General features: G+C 63.6%; 13 protein-coding genes and 1 pseudogene. 8 read left to right on the forward strand and 6 right to left on the reverse strand.

Annotation, left to right across the window (positions count from 1 at the left end):
* Positions 1-78: 78 nt before the first annotated feature.
* Both IVB32_RS24595 and IVB32_RS24600 read left to right on the forward strand, forming a co-directional pair.
* The gene (locus tag IVB32_RS24595) at positions 79-1,371 is read left to right on the forward strand and encodes an MFS transporter (RefSeq protein WP_018454302.1); all 1,293 of its coding nucleotides are present in this window, start codon (positions 79-81) and stop codon (positions 1,369-1,371) included.
* A gap of 151 nt (positions 1,372-1,522) precedes the next feature.
* Positions 1,523-4,107, forward strand: a pseudogene (locus IVB32_RS24600) (EAL domain-containing protein).
* 65 nt (positions 4,108-4,172) lie between these two features.
* On the opposite strand, the gene IVB32_RS24605 reads toward IVB32_RS24600, so the two are convergent.
* A complete protein-coding gene (locus tag IVB32_RS24605) occupies positions 4,173-4,457 on the reverse strand; it encodes a hypothetical protein (protein WP_143273233.1) in 285 nt (94 codons plus the stop codon).
* Positions 4,458-4,874: 417 nt separating this feature from the next.
* Between IVB32_RS24605 and IVB32_RS24610 the strand changes: the two genes are divergently transcribed.
* Genes IVB32_RS24610 through IVB32_RS24625 form a run of 4 tightly spaced genes read left to right on the forward strand, consistent with a single transcriptional unit; the run spans position 4,875 to position 9,669 of the window.
* Positions 4,875-5,066 carry a hypothetical protein gene (locus tag IVB32_RS24610; RefSeq protein WP_018454304.1) on the forward strand — a complete coding sequence of 64 codons (192 nt, stop codon included), beginning with the start codon at positions 4,875-4,877 and terminating at the stop codon, positions 5,064-5,066.
* A gap of 24 nt (positions 5,067-5,090) precedes the next feature.
* Complete coding sequence (locus tag IVB32_RS24615; protein ID WP_018454305.1) at positions 5,091-6,056, forward strand: class I mannose-6-phosphate isomerase; 966 nt, start codon at positions 5,091-5,093, stop codon at positions 6,054-6,056.
* Positions 6,044-8,320 carry a glycosyltransferase family 4 protein gene (locus IVB32_RS24620; protein ID WP_018454306.1) on the forward strand — a complete coding sequence of 759 codons (2,277 nt, stop codon included), beginning with the start codon at positions 6,044-6,046 and terminating at the stop codon, positions 8,318-8,320. Before IVB32_RS24615 ends, IVB32_RS24620 begins: the two co-directional genes overlap by 13 nt.
* Before the next feature lie 44 nt (positions 8,321-8,364).
* Entirely contained in the window at positions 8,365-9,669 is a 1,305-nt protein-coding gene (locus tag IVB32_RS24625) for a glycoside hydrolase family 130 protein (protein ID WP_026232711.1), read from the forward strand.
* Between the two features lie 95 nt (positions 9,670-9,764).
* Here IVB32_RS24625 and IVB32_RS24630 read toward each other — a convergent pair whose 3' ends face one another.
* On the reverse strand, positions 9,765-10,568 hold the full coding sequence (locus tag IVB32_RS24630; RefSeq protein WP_247370230.1) for an isocitrate lyase/phosphoenolpyruvate mutase family protein: 804 nt from the start codon (positions 10,566-10,568) through the stop codon (positions 9,765-9,767).
* Positions 10,569-10,624: 56 nt separating this feature from the next.
* Positions 10,625-11,533 (reverse strand): alpha/beta hydrolase, encoded by a 909-nt coding sequence (locus tag IVB32_RS24635; protein ID WP_026232712.1) that lies wholly within the window; start codon positions 11,531-11,533, stop codon positions 10,625-10,627.
* 237 nt (positions 11,534-11,770) lie between these two features.
* On the opposite strand from IVB32_RS24635, the gene IVB32_RS24640 reads away from it, so the two are divergent.
* Both IVB32_RS24640 and IVB32_RS24645 read left to right on the forward strand, forming a co-directional pair.
* A complete protein-coding gene (locus IVB32_RS24640) occupies positions 11,771-12,142 on the forward strand; it encodes a MarR family transcriptional regulator (protein ID WP_247411710.1) in 372 nt (123 codons plus the stop codon).
* A gap of 114 nt (positions 12,143-12,256) precedes the next feature.
* A complete protein-coding gene (locus IVB32_RS24645; RefSeq protein WP_026232713.1) occupies positions 12,257-12,712 on the forward strand; it encodes a hypothetical protein in 456 nt (151 codons plus the stop codon).
* A 76-nt stretch (positions 12,713-12,788) separates the two neighbouring features.
* Here IVB32_RS24645 and IVB32_RS24650 read toward each other — a convergent pair whose 3' ends face one another.
* The 3 genes from IVB32_RS24650 to IVB32_RS24660 all read right to left on the reverse strand — a co-directional run.
* Positions 12,789-13,211, reverse strand: coding sequence for a hypothetical protein (locus tag IVB32_RS24650; protein ID WP_018454312.1), 423 nt, complete (start codon positions 13,209-13,211; stop codon positions 12,789-12,791).
* A 22-nt stretch (positions 13,212-13,233) separates the two neighbouring features.
* Positions 13,234-13,587, reverse strand: coding sequence for a hypothetical protein (locus tag IVB32_RS24655; protein WP_026232714.1), 354 nt, complete (start codon positions 13,585-13,587; stop codon positions 13,234-13,236).
* A gap of 59 nt (positions 13,588-13,646) precedes the next feature.
* Positions 13,647-14,082, reverse strand: a 436-nt coding sequence (locus IVB32_RS24660; RefSeq protein WP_247411711.1) for a hypothetical protein, incomplete at its 5' end; no start/stop codon positions are given.

The following is a 14,082-nucleotide window of genomic DNA, read 5'->3' on the forward strand; positions in this document are numbered from 1 at the left end:
CAATGAGGCATGCGCGAAAAGCGCTTGACCCGGGCAGTCCTGGATGGTCGGAAGGACCGTCCAGGGATGAAACACACAATGCGGCTTCCGTTCTTCTACGGCTGGGTCGTGGTCGCGGTGACCTTCGTCACCATGGCCATCGGCGTCAACGCGCGCACCGCCTTCTCGCTGTTCTTCCCTCCCATCATCTCCGAATTCGGCTGGGAGCGCGGCGTCACCGCGGGCGCCTTCTCCTTCGGCTTCGTGGTGTCGGGCATGGTCAGCCCGCTGATCGGCCGGCTGATGGACCGCGCCGGCCCGCGCGCGGTGATGGAGCTCGGCGTCGTTCTGATGGGCGGCGGATTGCTGCTCGCGCCGCTCACGAGCCAGCCATGGCATCTCTATGTCACCATCGGCGTCATGGTCGGCGCCGGTTCGGTGTGTCTCGGCTATTCCGGGCAGTCGTTGTTCCTGCCGAACTGGTTTATCCGCACGCGCGGCCTCGCCATCGGCATCGCCTTCGCCGGGGTCGGCATCGGCTCGGTCACGCTGCTGCCATGGGTGCAACACATGATCGAAGGGACCGGCTGGCGCACCGCCTGCACGGCGATGGGCCTGATGATCCTGATCGTGCTGGCGCCGATCAATCTGTTCCTGCATCGACGTCCCGAGGATATCGGCCTTCGGCCTGACGGCGATGCGGCCCCGGCCGCAGGCGCCGCAAAACCCGCCTCCAACGTCGTCGATCCCGTCTGGGCCGGGACCGAATGGACACTCCGGAAAGCGGTCGCCACGACACGGTTCTGGTGGATCGCGCTCGGCTATTTCTGCGGCCTCTACATCTGGTACGCGGTGCAGGTGCACCAGACCAAATTCCTGCTCGACATCGGCTTCAGCCCGGGTGTCGCGGTGTGGGCACTCGGCATCGTCAGCCTGCTCGGCATTCCCGGCCAGATCCTGCTCGGCCATGTCTCCGACCGGATCGGGCGGGAATGGGTGTGGGCGATCAGCTGCGCGGGTTTTGCGATCTCTTTCGCGGCGCTGATGGCCCTGAAATTCCAGCCGTCATTGTGGCTGGTCTACCTCATGGTGTTCACGCAAGGCGCGCTCGGTTACGGCCTGACCTCGATCATGGGCGCAGTGGTGTTCGAGATTTTTCAGGGCAAGCACCAGGGCAGCATTTTCGGCACGATCATGCTGGCGGCATTGGCCGGCGGCGCTGCCGGTCCCTGGGTCACCGGCTTGCTTTACGATCGGGTCGGCGACTACACGCTGGCCTTTGGCGTCGCCATCATCGTGAGCGGATTGTCGGCGCTCTCGATCTGGCAAGCTGCGCCCCGCAAGGTGCGCGCCGTTGCCGGCAAGCTTCAGGTGGAAACCGGCGCCGAATAGGTTCCGTGCGCGCCCAATTACCTTCGTTTCTTTCGCGGAATGTTAATCATGTCGCGTCTTGGCGCGGTGCGAGGGGACTGCAAAAAGGACTTGGACACCATGGTGGCGCTAGCGTCGGTTGCATATTTTCCCGATGCCTCCGGGTCTAGCGATGTCCGCCTCCGATTGTGCCATGACAGAAACTCCGGAAGTGCTGTTGGCCGCGCTCGAACGCGCCGACGAGGGCATCGTCATCGTCGACAGCGCGCATCGCATCACGCATTTCAATGCCGGTGCGGAGCGGATTTGGAAACTCGCACGCGCTGATGTGCTCGGTCACGACGCCGAAATTCTCACCCTCAAATGCCTTCAGGCCGATCCGGTTGCAGAATTCCGTGACGAGATCAGCCTCGTGCGAAACGACGGCAGCCGCATCCGGGCGGCCATCTCGCTTTCATCCATTGCAAGTGAAGGCATCACCTATCGCATCGTGTTCGCGCGCGACGTCACCGCGAATGCCGAACGCCGCGCCAGGATCGGGCTTCTCCACGCCGTCTCCGACCAGACCAACCGCGCGGTGCTCATCACCGACACCGACCAGAGCATCGTCTACGTCAATGCCGCCTTCACGACGCTGTTCGGCTACACCAGCGAGGAAGCCGAGGGCCGCCGTGCCAGGGGCCTGCTCGCCGGCCGCCACACCGATCGCAAGGCCGTTGCGAAGCTCGTCAAGCGCCTGATGGAGGGTGGCCACCGCGGCGAGGTCGAGATGCTCGCCTATGACAAGGACGGCGAGGAGATCTGGGTCTGCGCCCGCATCGATGCCTTCCGCGACAGGAGGGCCAGGTCAAGCACATCTTCGCGCTGCTCGAGGATATCACCGAGACCAAGCAGCTGCGCTCGCTGCAGCAGCTCATCATGGGCGCGCTCGCCGACGAGGTTCCGATCGGCGAGATTGCCGACCGGCTGTGCCGCCGTGTCGAGCAGATCGCGCCCGACGTCGTCTGTTCGCTGCTTCATATCGATGCCGCGGGCCTGATCCATCCGCTCGGCGGCCCAAGTCTGCCCGAGGACTATTCCCGCGCACTGGACGGCGTTGCCATCGGCCCCAATGTCGGCTCGTGCGGAACCGCGGCCTTCTACGGCGAGCCGGTGCTGGCGACGGATCTGGAGACCGATCCGCGCTGGCGGCCGTACAAGGCGATGCCGCTCGCGATTGGCCTGCGCGCATGCTGGTCGACGCCGGTCAAGGCCAAGGACGGACGGGTCATCGCCACGTTCGCCTTCTACTACCGGGAGCCGCGCGCGCCGAGCAATTGGCATCGGCGCATCGTCGAGGCCTGCGTCAATCTCGGCGCTTTCGCGATCGAGCGCAAGGAAGCGCGCGCCGAGATCGCGCGGCTCGCCTATCACGATATCCTCACGGGCCTGCCGAACCGCGCGCAATTGCGGCGCCTGATCACCACCGCCATCGATGCCTGCCCGACCGGCAGCCACGTCGCGCTGGCCTTCCTCGACGTCGATCATTTCAAGGACGTCAACGACACACTCGGTCATGCCGCCGGCGACGAGCTCCTGATCCAGCTCGCGCAGCGCCTGCGCGAGCAGATCGGGCCCGAGGACATGCTGGGGCGACTCGGCGGCGACGAGTTCGTGATCCTGCTGCCGCAGCGCAACGCCGAGGGTGCCGAGCGCGTCGCGGCCGGAATCACCGAAGCGCTGGCCGCGCCGCTGCGGCTCGGCTCCAGGCAACTGCAGATGTCGGCGAGCATCGGCGTCAGCCTCTATCCCGATCACGCCACCGACATCGACACCCTGATGCAGCAGGCGGACGCGGCCATGTACATGGCCAAGCAGGCCGGCCGCTCGACCCATCGCCTGTTCAGCGCCGAGATGAACGGGCTCACCGAGCAGCGGCTGGCCTTGATTGCGGCGCTGCGCCGCGCCATCGCCGAGGGCACGCTGACCCTCCGCTATCAGCCGCAGATCCGCAGCTGCGACGGCGCGATCCATGGCGTCGAGGCGCTGGCGCGCTGGCACGATGCCGAGCTTGGCGACGTCTCGCCGGCAAAATTCATCCCACTCGCCGAAGAGTGCGGCCTGATCGAGCAGATCGGCCTGTGGTCCGTGCGCGAGGCCTGCCGGCAGATGGCGAGCTGGCGCCGCGCTGGGCTGAACATTCCATCCGTGTCGGTGAACCTGTCGCCGATCAATTTCCGCAACGTCACGCTGGCCGCGCGGCTCAAGGATATCCTCGCCGAATACGATCTGGCGGCGGATGCGCTGATGCTCGAGATCACCGAGGGCGCGTTCATGCAGGACAGCGTCGCCGCGCTCGAGACGATGAACGCGATCCGGGAGCTCGGCGTCGGGCTTTCCGTGGACGATTTCGGCACCGGCTATTCCAGCCTCAGCCGGCTCGCCCATCTGCCGATCCGCGAGCTCAAGATCGACCGCAGCTTCATGCGCGACATCGAGCGTGACGCTGGCGCGCTCGCGATCGCCACCGCTGTGGTGCGCGTCGGGCAGGGCCTCGGCATGACTGTCGTCGGGGAAGGAGTTGAGACCGAGGCGCAGCGCAAGGTGCTGGCCGAGCTCGGCTGCGACGTCGTGCAAGGCTTCCTCTACGCGCCCGCGCTCGCGCCCCTAGCGTTCGAGCGCTGGCTGATCGAGCACTGCGCCGAGCAGGCGCGGGCGATGCTCGCTCGTCTCGACATTGCACCGGCCGGCGCGACCGCGGTGAAGCGGTCGGCGTAGGGCGTCTACTCTCGGAGCCGCCACGGCAGCAACGACCGGCTAGTCATCGAAATCAACGAAACGCGTTACTTCGATCGTGTCTGGTTTGATTTTGCTCGGCATTGACGCGGCAATGCATAGTGAACGGTCAGCAGGCTTTCGTTCCTGTCATCGAAAATCAAATGATCGGTCAAGGCCATTTCCGCGCGCATCGCGTTGCAGCAGAAGATCATCCATCGATTGAACGTGGGCAGCTGGCTCATGGAGCGGTAAAGCTCGCCACACTCGATGGTCAGGTTCGGCCGGCCTTGCGCGTTCGCCAATTCGAGCCGGGATCGAATCTCTTGCCGGAAACGATCCGTTGAAACCATGCGACATCCGATTGCCGAAAACCCTTCTGAGAGGGGGATCAGCCGGCCAATAATGAAATCGAGCGAGGAACCCCGTCAACTCAGACGCCAGGCCGCGTGACCATAGAGCAATGCCAACACAAAGATACAGCTAATAAAGCCGATCGGATTGATGCGCTCGTCTCGCTATTGGGTGACGGCGTTCCTATATGCTCGAGATCACCGCCCGCCCTTGGCAGTTATCGGTGACTGAGAGCATTTCGCTCCCGCCTCAACCACGCAGGCGGTCGCATGTCCGATATCCCAAAATACAAATCTCCTGGACCGATTGGTATCTCGGGTGCCGGTGCGGGTCGCTGCGTCGGCCTGCATGCAGCGGAATCCATTTTCAATTGATCTGCGGCAGCGATCTCGCACGCAGATCGTCAGGAGGTTTACGTGGCAAACACAGCAACGATCCGAAATTCGAACGGACTTCCGGCCACATTCACGGGATCGAAGACCGGGCAGGACGACGCTCCGTTTGTCTTCGTCAAGGTCGGCGATGAAGAGCGCCGCATGCGAAGGGCCGAATGGGATGCGCTTCCGCCCTGGACCGGTCCGCGCCCGGCACGAACAGCCAACGACTGATCGCACAGCCTTGGGGAGGCCCGCTTGACGGTCGAACATGCCATCGTGCGAACCAAGCCGAAGCCCTGGGGCAGTCTCGATCTGCGGCCCTGGAGTGAGACGTCGACGAGCGACGGGCCGATCGGGGAATTGTGGTTCGAGCGCCCCGGTCTTGCTGCGCCCAAGACGACGTTGCTGCTCAAAATGCTCTTCACCACCGAGCCGCTGTCGATTCAAGTTCATCCGGATGATGCGTTCGCGCGTTCGATCGGGCTTGCCAATGGCAAGACCGAAGCCTGGTATATCGTCTCCGCGATCCCCGGCGCCCGGGTCGCGGTGGGATTGAACCATTTGCGCTCCGCCGCGGAGTTGCGAACCGCGATCACTGATGGCTCGATCGCCGATATCGTGGATTGGCAGCCGGTTCATCCAGGCGACGTCATTCTCATTCCTGCTGGAACGATCCACGCGATCGGCGCCGGCATCGTGCTCGTGGAAATCCAGCAGCACAGCGACGCCACGTTCCGGCTGTTCGACTATGGACGAGCGCGCGAACTGCACATCGACCATGCCGTCGCGGTGGCGACGGCAGGCCCACGCCAGATTCAATCGCCGTCCGAACGCCTGAGCGGCGCGCGAACGGTCCTCACGGTCAATTCCTATTTTGCGCTGGAGCAGACGGACCTTGCTCCTGGCTCCGTTTGGATGCTCGACGCACCGAAAGAGACCTGGCTGCTGGCGATAGAAGGCCAGGCCCAACTCGGCTCGACGAGGCTGGCGCCGGGGGACGCGATCTTCCTGGAAGCCGACCATGCGGAAATCGAGGTCGGTGCGAGCGGCTTGAAAGCGCTGCTGGCCTATCCCGGCCCGAAGATAAACCCTGCTGCGCTAACAGAGCGCAGTGCCGCGAGCGCCAGTCTCGCACCGCACGCCTTTCCCGGCACCCTGGTCCCGTCTCCCTTCGAGACCGCCACGCTCAAACAATCGGAGACGCCAAATTGGCTGCCGTAAATCGTATCGCATTCATCGGCAATTCGCTTCCCCGCCGCTGCGGCATCGCGACCTTCACTACTGACTTGCAGAGCGCCGTTGCGGCGTCCCGGAGTGATCTGGAGACGGTCATCGTCGCGATGACCGATCACGGCCAGGTCTACGATTATCCTACCACCGTGGGCCTGGAGATCGACGACGACAGGCAAGATGATTATGTCCGTGCGGCTGCCTATCTGAACAGCGGCGGCTTCGAGGCCGTTTCGCTGCAACACGAATTCGGAATTTTCGGCGGCGAAGCCGGAGGCCAGATCATGGCGCTTCTGTCGCGCCTGACCATACCGATCGTGACAACCCTGCATACGGTCTTGTCCGAGCCGACAGAGGCTCAGCGCGACGTCATCACGCGCATCGTCGAGTGCTCGTCCAAGATCGTCGTGATGGCTGAAAAAGGTCGGGAATTGTTGCGCTCCGTCTATCACATGGCTGACGAGAAGATCGAGATCATCCCGCATGGCATCCCGGAATTTGCGTTCGTCGAACCCGACGCGGCCAAGGCTGCGCTCGGATTCAGCAACAAGTCGGTCATCCTGACCTTCGGATTGCTGTCGCCGAACAAGGGTATCGAAGTCATGATCGATGCGATGCCTTCGATTCTGAAGACCCGACCCGACGCCGTTTACGTCGTCCTCGGTGCGACGCATCCCAACCTCGTGCGCGACCGTGGCGAAGCTTATCGTGAGTCCCTGATGGCGCACGCGCGCCAGGCTGGCGTCGAGGATCACGTCGTGTTCCTCGATCAGTTCGTCGACAAGAAAACGCTGCTCGATTTCATCTCGATGTCTGACGTCTACGTGACGCCGTACCTCAGTGAGGCCCAGATGACCTCGGGCACGCTGGCCTACAGTTTTGGCCTCGGTAAAGCCGTGGTGTCCACCCCGTATTGGCATGCCCGTGAACTATTGGCCGAGGGCCGCGGCATCCTGGTTCCGTTTGGCGACGCGGCAGCGCTCGGCATTGAAATCGCCAAGTTGCTCACCAACGACGTGCTTCGGCAGGCGATGCGCAAGCGCGCCTATTCGAGCAGCCGCGCGATGACATGGGAAAGAACCGCCGAGCGCTATATGTCGGTCTTCGAGAACGCCGGCCGCCGGCATCGGCTCAAGACCATCGCGCGTATGGATACTGGCACGCTGCTGCGCGACAGCCGCGCCCCGCCGGAAATGCAGCTCGGCCATTTCCTGTCGATGTGCGACGACACGGGACTGTTTCAGCATGCCGTTCATAGCGTGCCGGATCGTGCCCACGGCTATTGCGTCGACGACAACGCCCGGGCGCTGCTCGTGGCCTGTGCGCTCAACAATCCGGGTGAAGAGCGGCTGCCGGATGCGCTGACGGCACGATTTGCCGCTTTCGTCCAGCACGCCTGGAATCCGGATACACGACGATTTCGCAATTTCATGGGCTTCAACCGCTGCTGGTTGGAGGACAAGGGGTCGGAGGACAGTCACGGACGTACGCTCTGGGCCTTGGGGGTGTGCGCGTTGACCGACGCCAGCTCGTCGCGGCGCTCATGGGCCGGGGCCTTGTTTTCCGAAGCAATGGCGACAGTGGAAGATTTTCGTTCGCCCCGTGCGTGGGCGTTCGTATTGCTGGGCCTCGATGCTTACTGCTCGGCTGTCCCGGGCGATGTCCAGGCGACCCGCCTGCGTGCCGTGCTTGCCGATCGCTTGATCTTGATCTTCGACACCGTGGCAACCGGCGATTGGGTCTGGTTCGAGGACGGGTTGGCCTATGATAACGCGCGCTTGCCCCAGGCGCTGATCATAACCGGTCTTGCCAGCAAGACATCGCGCTATGTCAATATCGGGCTGGAGTCGTTGCGCTGGCTTGTGAAGCGGCAAACCTCAGCGAAAGGCCAATTCCGCCCGATCGGCACGGCGGGGTTTGGCGATCGACGCCAGCCGTCGCAAGCCTTCGACCAGCAGCCGCTGGAGGCCGCGGCGACCATCGCGGCATGCCTCGCCGCGTGGCGGGCCGATCACGATGTCGAGTGGAAAGCCGAAGCCGCGCGGGTCTTCGCGTGGTTTCTGGGCAGCAACGACCTGTCGGCCTCGCTGGTCGATCTGGAGACCGGAAGCTGCCGGGATGGCCTGCATCCCGATCGTCCCAATGAGAACCGGGGAGGGGAATCCGTGGTGTCTTATTTGCTTGGGCTTTCCGAGATTCGGCAAATTGCCCGCCTGAGCGAAAGCCGGGCCAAGCCTGCTCCTCTCGTCGCTTGACGGAGCAGGATTACGATTTCCTCCTTCAACCCATCGAGGCCGTCTTGTCGCAATCTCCCTTCCTCAAACGTCAAGCCCTTCAGCTGCGGCCTGATCCGACCCGTGTCATCGTTCGGCCTTTCAAGCCGGCAACAGAGCCGCGCGACCTCAATCCGACGGACAAGACCCGCGCCAACCATATCGTCGAACGGGTCCTCGCGCTCGATGCCGAGACGGCTGACCGGCAATTGGCCGACGTTCTGGAGAATTTCCTCGGCCGTCACCGCAACCTGTTGCAGATATTCGAGACACGCGCCGCGGAAATGGAAGAGGCGCTGGCCGACCATGCTGTATTCACGCAGGTGCAGCGCCAACTCGCGGGCGCCTATTTTCTCAACGAATATTCGTTCGAGGCCTCGGCATTGTTCAATCCGAGTATCGTGCCGCATCCCGATCAATCCGGAACGCCGGAAGGCAGCCTTCGCTTCATCCTAAGTCTTCGTGCCGTCGGCGAGGGTCACGTGTCGTCCCTGACATTTCGCTCGGGGCTTATTGCGGCAGACGGGACCGTGACCATCGACCCGACGGCGCGCCTTGCATCCAGCCCCGATCTCGTCAAGCTGACATCGGGCGCCGGCGGCGACGAGATTGATGTTACATTTGCGGCCGGCCAGGATCTGAGCGAGCGGGTGATTTTCCCGGTCACTGAAGCGCAGTCGAACGGGATCGAGGACGCCCGCTTTGTGCATTTCAGCAACGCCGGCGAGACGATCTACTACGCGACCTACACCGCTTATAGCGGACGGGCGATCCGGTCGGAGCTGATCGAGACGTCCGACTTTGTATCGTTCCGGCTATCGACCCTGAAGGGCAGTGCCGCGCGCAACAAGGGCATGGCGTTATTCCCGCGCAAGATCGGGGGCAGATATGCAATGATCGCGCGCCAGGATAACGAGAACCTCTATCTGATCTTTTCCGACGATCTCCAGACGTGGGATGGCGGCCAGCCGATTCTGAAGCCGCGATACCCCTGGGAATTCGTGCAGATCGGCAATTGCGGATCACCCATCGAGCTCGACGTCGGGTGGCTGCTGCTGACGCACGGCGTCGGACCTTTGCGAAAATATTCGATCGGGGCCGCGCTGCTGGACAAGAACGACCCTTCGAAGGTGCTCGGCCGCCTGCGCGAGCCACTATTGCGCCCGGACCCTTCCGAACGCGAAGGATATGTTCCAAACGTCGTCTACACTTGCGGCGCGATGCGCCACCACGACAAGATCATCTTCCCCTACGCGGTCTCCGACAGCTACTGCAATGTCGCGACAATCGAGATCGGATCCTTGATCGCGGCCATGGACAGGAGCGCATAGGAACTGCGCTGACCGTTCTCGACATCCATCCGGTGGATTGGAAAAGCGTGAAGCGGTCGGCGCAGAACACTGCGTCGAGCTGGTGATATCCGGGCTCAGGCATCCGGTTGCAGGAACGTGCCGTACTGCTTGGTCGCGGCGACCGCGGCCGCGGCCTGTCCGATCATCCGCATCGCGGCCATCATCGGCCACGGCCCGAGGCTGACCCGCCGAACGCCGACGCGAGCCAGATCCGGAAGTGCGGGAACGCCTTGTGTCACCATGATGTTGACCGGCAGAGGCGTGAGCTGAACCAACTTTTCAATGAGAGCGAGATCGGTGAGGCCGGGGACGAAAATTCCGTCGGCGCCGGCCTCGGCATAGACCTTCGCCCGCCTTGCCGCTTCGTTCATGCACTCGTCCGGCGATCCGAATTTCAGCAGGAACGGATCTGTTCTCGCATTGATGAACAGCTGAACTCCAAGATCTTTCGCGGCGTCGCGCACGGCCTTGATCTTGGCGGCATGGAGTTCGGGATTGACCAGTTGCCGCTTTCCCCCCGATAGCCCGTCCTCGATATTGATGCCGACGGCGCCGGCTTTCAAAACCTCGGTCGCCGATCTGGCGGCGGCCTCCGGGGTGTCGCCATATCCTGCCTCCAGATCGATTGAGACTGGAACTGACACGGCCGCAGTCATCCGCGATACGAGGCCGGTCACCATGTCGAACGGGACATTTTCTCCGTCGGCGTATCCAAGTGCGGAGGCGACCGCGCCGCTGCTGGTCGCGATGGCCGGAGCGGTCTTCGCGATGGCTTTGGCGGTGGCGGCGTCCCAGGCGTTGAACAGGACGAGCGGATCGCCCTTCCTGTGAAGGGCATGAAAGGTCTCGGCATATTGATGTTGTGTCTTGGCGTCCATTGCGCGCACTCCAGATTAGAAAATCGAAGGATGTTGTGGGCCACCGCCCTCTGCGTTCAGTCAGGCGCGTGCGTCTTGAACCAGTCCATGATCAGGCCGGTGACTTCTTCCTCACGCTCGAGGTGCGGGAAGTGCCCGACATCGGGCAGGACAATCCGCTTGTGCGGCCCCTTGAACAGCGGCTCCTCCTTGACCGAGTACCTCGCTGTCGGATCGTTGCTGCCATAGATCGTCAGCGTCGGCGTGTGCATGTCATTGATCGGCAGCCGGCCCGTGAGCCCCGCATCGGTCAGGCCTCCGTAATATTTCAGCGCCGCGGCCATCGTGCCGGGCGAGCTGAGTGTCTCCTTGATCGAACGGATGTGCTCGGCATTGTTGAATGTCGGTGACCACAGCTTCCAGAGATAGTCGACAAAGGGGAGGCCCTCGGTATTGACCGCGGATTCGGCGCCGGGCAGCTGGAAAAAATAGACGTGGAAGACGGCTCGAACGAGCTCCGGATCCCGTCTGATGCTCGAAATTGTAATCGGGTGCGCGGTGTTCATGACCACGGCGGCCTTGATTGCCGATGGCGCCGTGGCCAGCGCCTGAAAGGTCGAGGTGCCGCCCCAATCCATGCCGACGACGCGTGCCTGTCCGTCGTCGCTCAGCGCCGCGATGAGGGCTTCGAGATCCTTGCCCAGTGCGATCGGATCGAAAATGCCGTCCGCCGGAATCTCGGTCGGCGCATAGCCACGCAGGAACGGCGCGACGGCACGATACCCGGCATCCGCGAAGACCTGCAGCTGCTTTCGATACGACCAGGCATTGTCGGGAAAGCCGTGCAGGAACATGACCAGGGGGCCATCGCCCTGTTCGAGATAGGCGAAGCGCACGCCGTTGGCCTGCACGTATTTCAAGGCGGGTTCGGTGCCCCTGGTATCCGCTTGGGCATTCGCTTGTCGTGCCGCGCTCCGAGTATTCATCGTCATTCTCCATGTGATCGAGCCCCGCGATCCAAATTATGTGCGGAGCGCACATATCGTCAAGTTGTTTTTTGTGCGCTCCGCACATATTGTCGGTGTATGGAAATTGGAATCGCAAATTTGCTGGGGGCGCTTTCGCTCGCCGTCATGGATCGGATCGAGCAGGGCGCGCGCGAGGTCATCGGCCGCGGTGGCGAGACCCCTGCGGCACTGGTCGTCATCGGCTATGGCCAGGGCATGACCAACGACAAGCTGCGGCGGATCCTTGGCCTGTCGCATTCAGGAACGGTCCGGCTGGTGGACCGTCTGGTGTCGGATCGGCTGGTCGAACGTCGGCCCGGACAGGACGGCCGCGAGGTTGCCTTGCACCTGACGGCGAAGGGCGCCGCAACCCGCAACGATTTGATGACTTCGCGGATTTCGGCCGTCGCGTCGCTTCTGGATGTACTGTCGCCGGCTGAAACGAAGCGCCTTGAAACGCTGCTCCATGAGTTGTTGGCTCGGCAGGATACCTCCGAGATGGATCGCTTCACGATCTGCCGCATGTGCGACGACAGCGCTTGTACGAATTGCCCCTTGCCCACGGACAAGGGCAAACGCGCTCGCTAGCGGGCGCGCTCGAGACTATCATCCGGCTTGGGCGCAACGCGCGTTCACATCGCGGAAAGGAACGTCCGGCGTTTCCCCACGTTGTCGGCCCACCAGCACAAGCCGGTCCATACGATGAAGAAGATCGCCACCATCCTTGTCATGCTCTGTGCCTTTCCGGCGGCCGCCCGCGCGGACAGCTGGAGTGGCTATCGCATTCCCGAGACCGGGACCAGCGTCGATATCCCTTCGTCCATCTTCACCGAGCAAGCCGGCCGGCCCGACGGCTATGGCATGCAGTACCGGACCAGCGACGGCCGTGCGGATTTGACGGTGCAGGCCGTTCCCAATGACGGCAGCTCACCGGCCGCTTTCCTGGCGCGGAAGAATCCGCCGCCCGGCATCACCTACAAGCGCATCACGCCGCGCTTCTTCGTGGTCTCCAGCACCCGGGGCGGCAAGATCTGGTACGACCGCTGCAACTTTGGCCGCCGCTACGTGCATTGCGTGCTGATCAACTATCCGGCCGCCGAGAAGCGGCAGTGGGATGCACTCGTGACCCGCGTCAGCCGCACGCTGAGCGGCGGTTGATCCGTTCACCAACGAAAAACCTGCTCACAAAGAAAAACTGCCCGCAGGTTGCGGGCAGCAGTCTCGTGAGGATGGTTCAGCGCACGTTGGTCGATGTCGTCGACATGGTCGGCTTGGAGCCCGGCACGTGCGACATGGTCTTGGTGGTCGACCCGACCTCCTCGCCCGCCTTGACTTTCGTGCGGGTGTGGGAGCGGCTGAACGTACCACCCTCATGCGCCTGCGCGCGCGCATTGGAATTGAGCACCGGACCGTTGCCCTTGTTCATGCTGGTGCCGGACTGCGCCTTGCCGTTGGCAGACGCGGCGCTGCCGCCCGCTGCAATCGACGAGCCGGTCTGTCCGGAGCCCGACGTCGACGTGCCGCCGGTGCCGAGCGTGCTGGCCGAGGTGCCGCCGGCCGCGGCCGAGCCCCCGGTGCCGCCGGTCATGCTGGTTTGCGCCGACAACGGCGAGGCGGCGGCGAGCAGAAGTGCGACCGACGAGGTCGCGATCAACATTCTCATCTGTGAAATCCTTTTGCTAGGGCGACGATGTCGAGATGGTGCAGCCGTTGACCGTGACGGTGCTCGCGCTGGTCGAACCCGGGCCGCCGGCCGTCGAGGACGAACTCGACACGTTGCCGCCACCGGCCTGGACGTGCACCGACGATCCGCCGGCCGAGCTAGAGCTCGACAGCGAGCCGCTCGATGAGGTCGAGCCGGTGGTGCCCGAACCCGATGACCCCAGCGCGGTAATGCTGCCGTCGGGATGTTTTTCCACCGTGACCCGGCAGGTCTCGCCGGACGCGGTCTTGCCGGTTTTCTGCATGGTTTCCCCCGCAGCGGCGCTGCTCATCAAAGTCAAAACTGCGATCGCAACGATTGGTCTGTTCATGCCAGTCCTCCTCAGGAAGGACGAAGGAGCGGCATTGCTGCCGCTCCGCCGGCCGGATGTCAGTCCTTGTCCTTCTTCATCTCGTCCTTGTGGTGGCCTTTGCCCTTTTCCATGCCCATGTCGCTGGCATGTCCCGCGGAGGAGCCGGCCGCTCCCACGGTCGAGCCGCTCTTGCCGCCGCCGGCCGACGAGCCGCCCGTGCCGACTGTCGATGCCGAGTTGGAGCCGGAGCCTGCCGCAGAGCCGCCGGTGCCGACGCTGGACGAACTCTTGCCGCCACCCGCCGACGAACCACCGGTGCCGAGCGTCGAGGCCGAGCCTGAGCCGCTGCCGGAGCCTGCGGCGGAGCCGCCGGTGCCGATCGACGAACTGCTGGTGCCGCCGCCCGCCGACGAGCCGCCGGTGCCAAGCGTCGAGGCCGAGCCCGATCCGCTGCCCGAACCCGCCGATGAACCGCCCGTGCCTACGGTCGAGTTGCTGGTGCCACCGCCGGCT

This window comes from Bradyrhizobium sp. 23 (genome assembly GCF_023073295.1).
GTDB classification, from domain to species: Bacteria; Pseudomonadota; Alphaproteobacteria; order Rhizobiales; family Xanthobacteraceae; genus Bradyrhizobium; species Bradyrhizobium canariense_D.

Bases quoted from the DNA above. Each gene is read 5' to 3' on its own strand.
- IVB32_RS24595 (WP_018454302.1), top strand. From the start codon at position 79: ATGCGGCTTCCGTTCTTCTACGGCTGGGTCGTGGTCGCGGTGACCTTC.
- IVB32_RS24605 (WP_143273233.1), bottom strand. From the start codon at position 4,457: ATGGTTTCAACGGATCGTTTCCGGCAAGAGATTCGATCCCGGCTCGAA.
- IVB32_RS24630 (WP_247370230.1), bottom strand. From the start codon at position 10,568: ATGGACGCCAAGACACAACATCAATATGCCGAGACCTTTCATGCCCTT.
- IVB32_RS24635 (WP_026232712.1), bottom strand. From the start codon at position 11,533: ATGAATACTCGGAGCGCGGCACGACAAGCGAATGCCCAAGCGGATACC.
- IVB32_RS24640 (WP_247411710.1), top strand. From the start codon at position 11,771: ATGACCAACGACAAGCTGCGGCGGATCCTTGGCCTGTCGCATTCAGGA.
- IVB32_RS24645 (WP_026232713.1), top strand. From the start codon at position 12,257: ATGAAGAAGATCGCCACCATCCTTGTCATGCTCTGTGCCTTTCCGGCG.
- IVB32_RS24650 (WP_018454312.1), bottom strand. From the start codon at position 13,211: ATGTTGATCGCGACCTCGTCGGTCGCACTTCTGCTCGCCGCCGCCTCG.
- IVB32_RS24655 (WP_026232714.1), bottom strand. From the start codon at position 13,587: ATGAACAGACCAATCGTTGCGATCGCAGTTTTGACTTTGATGAGCAGC.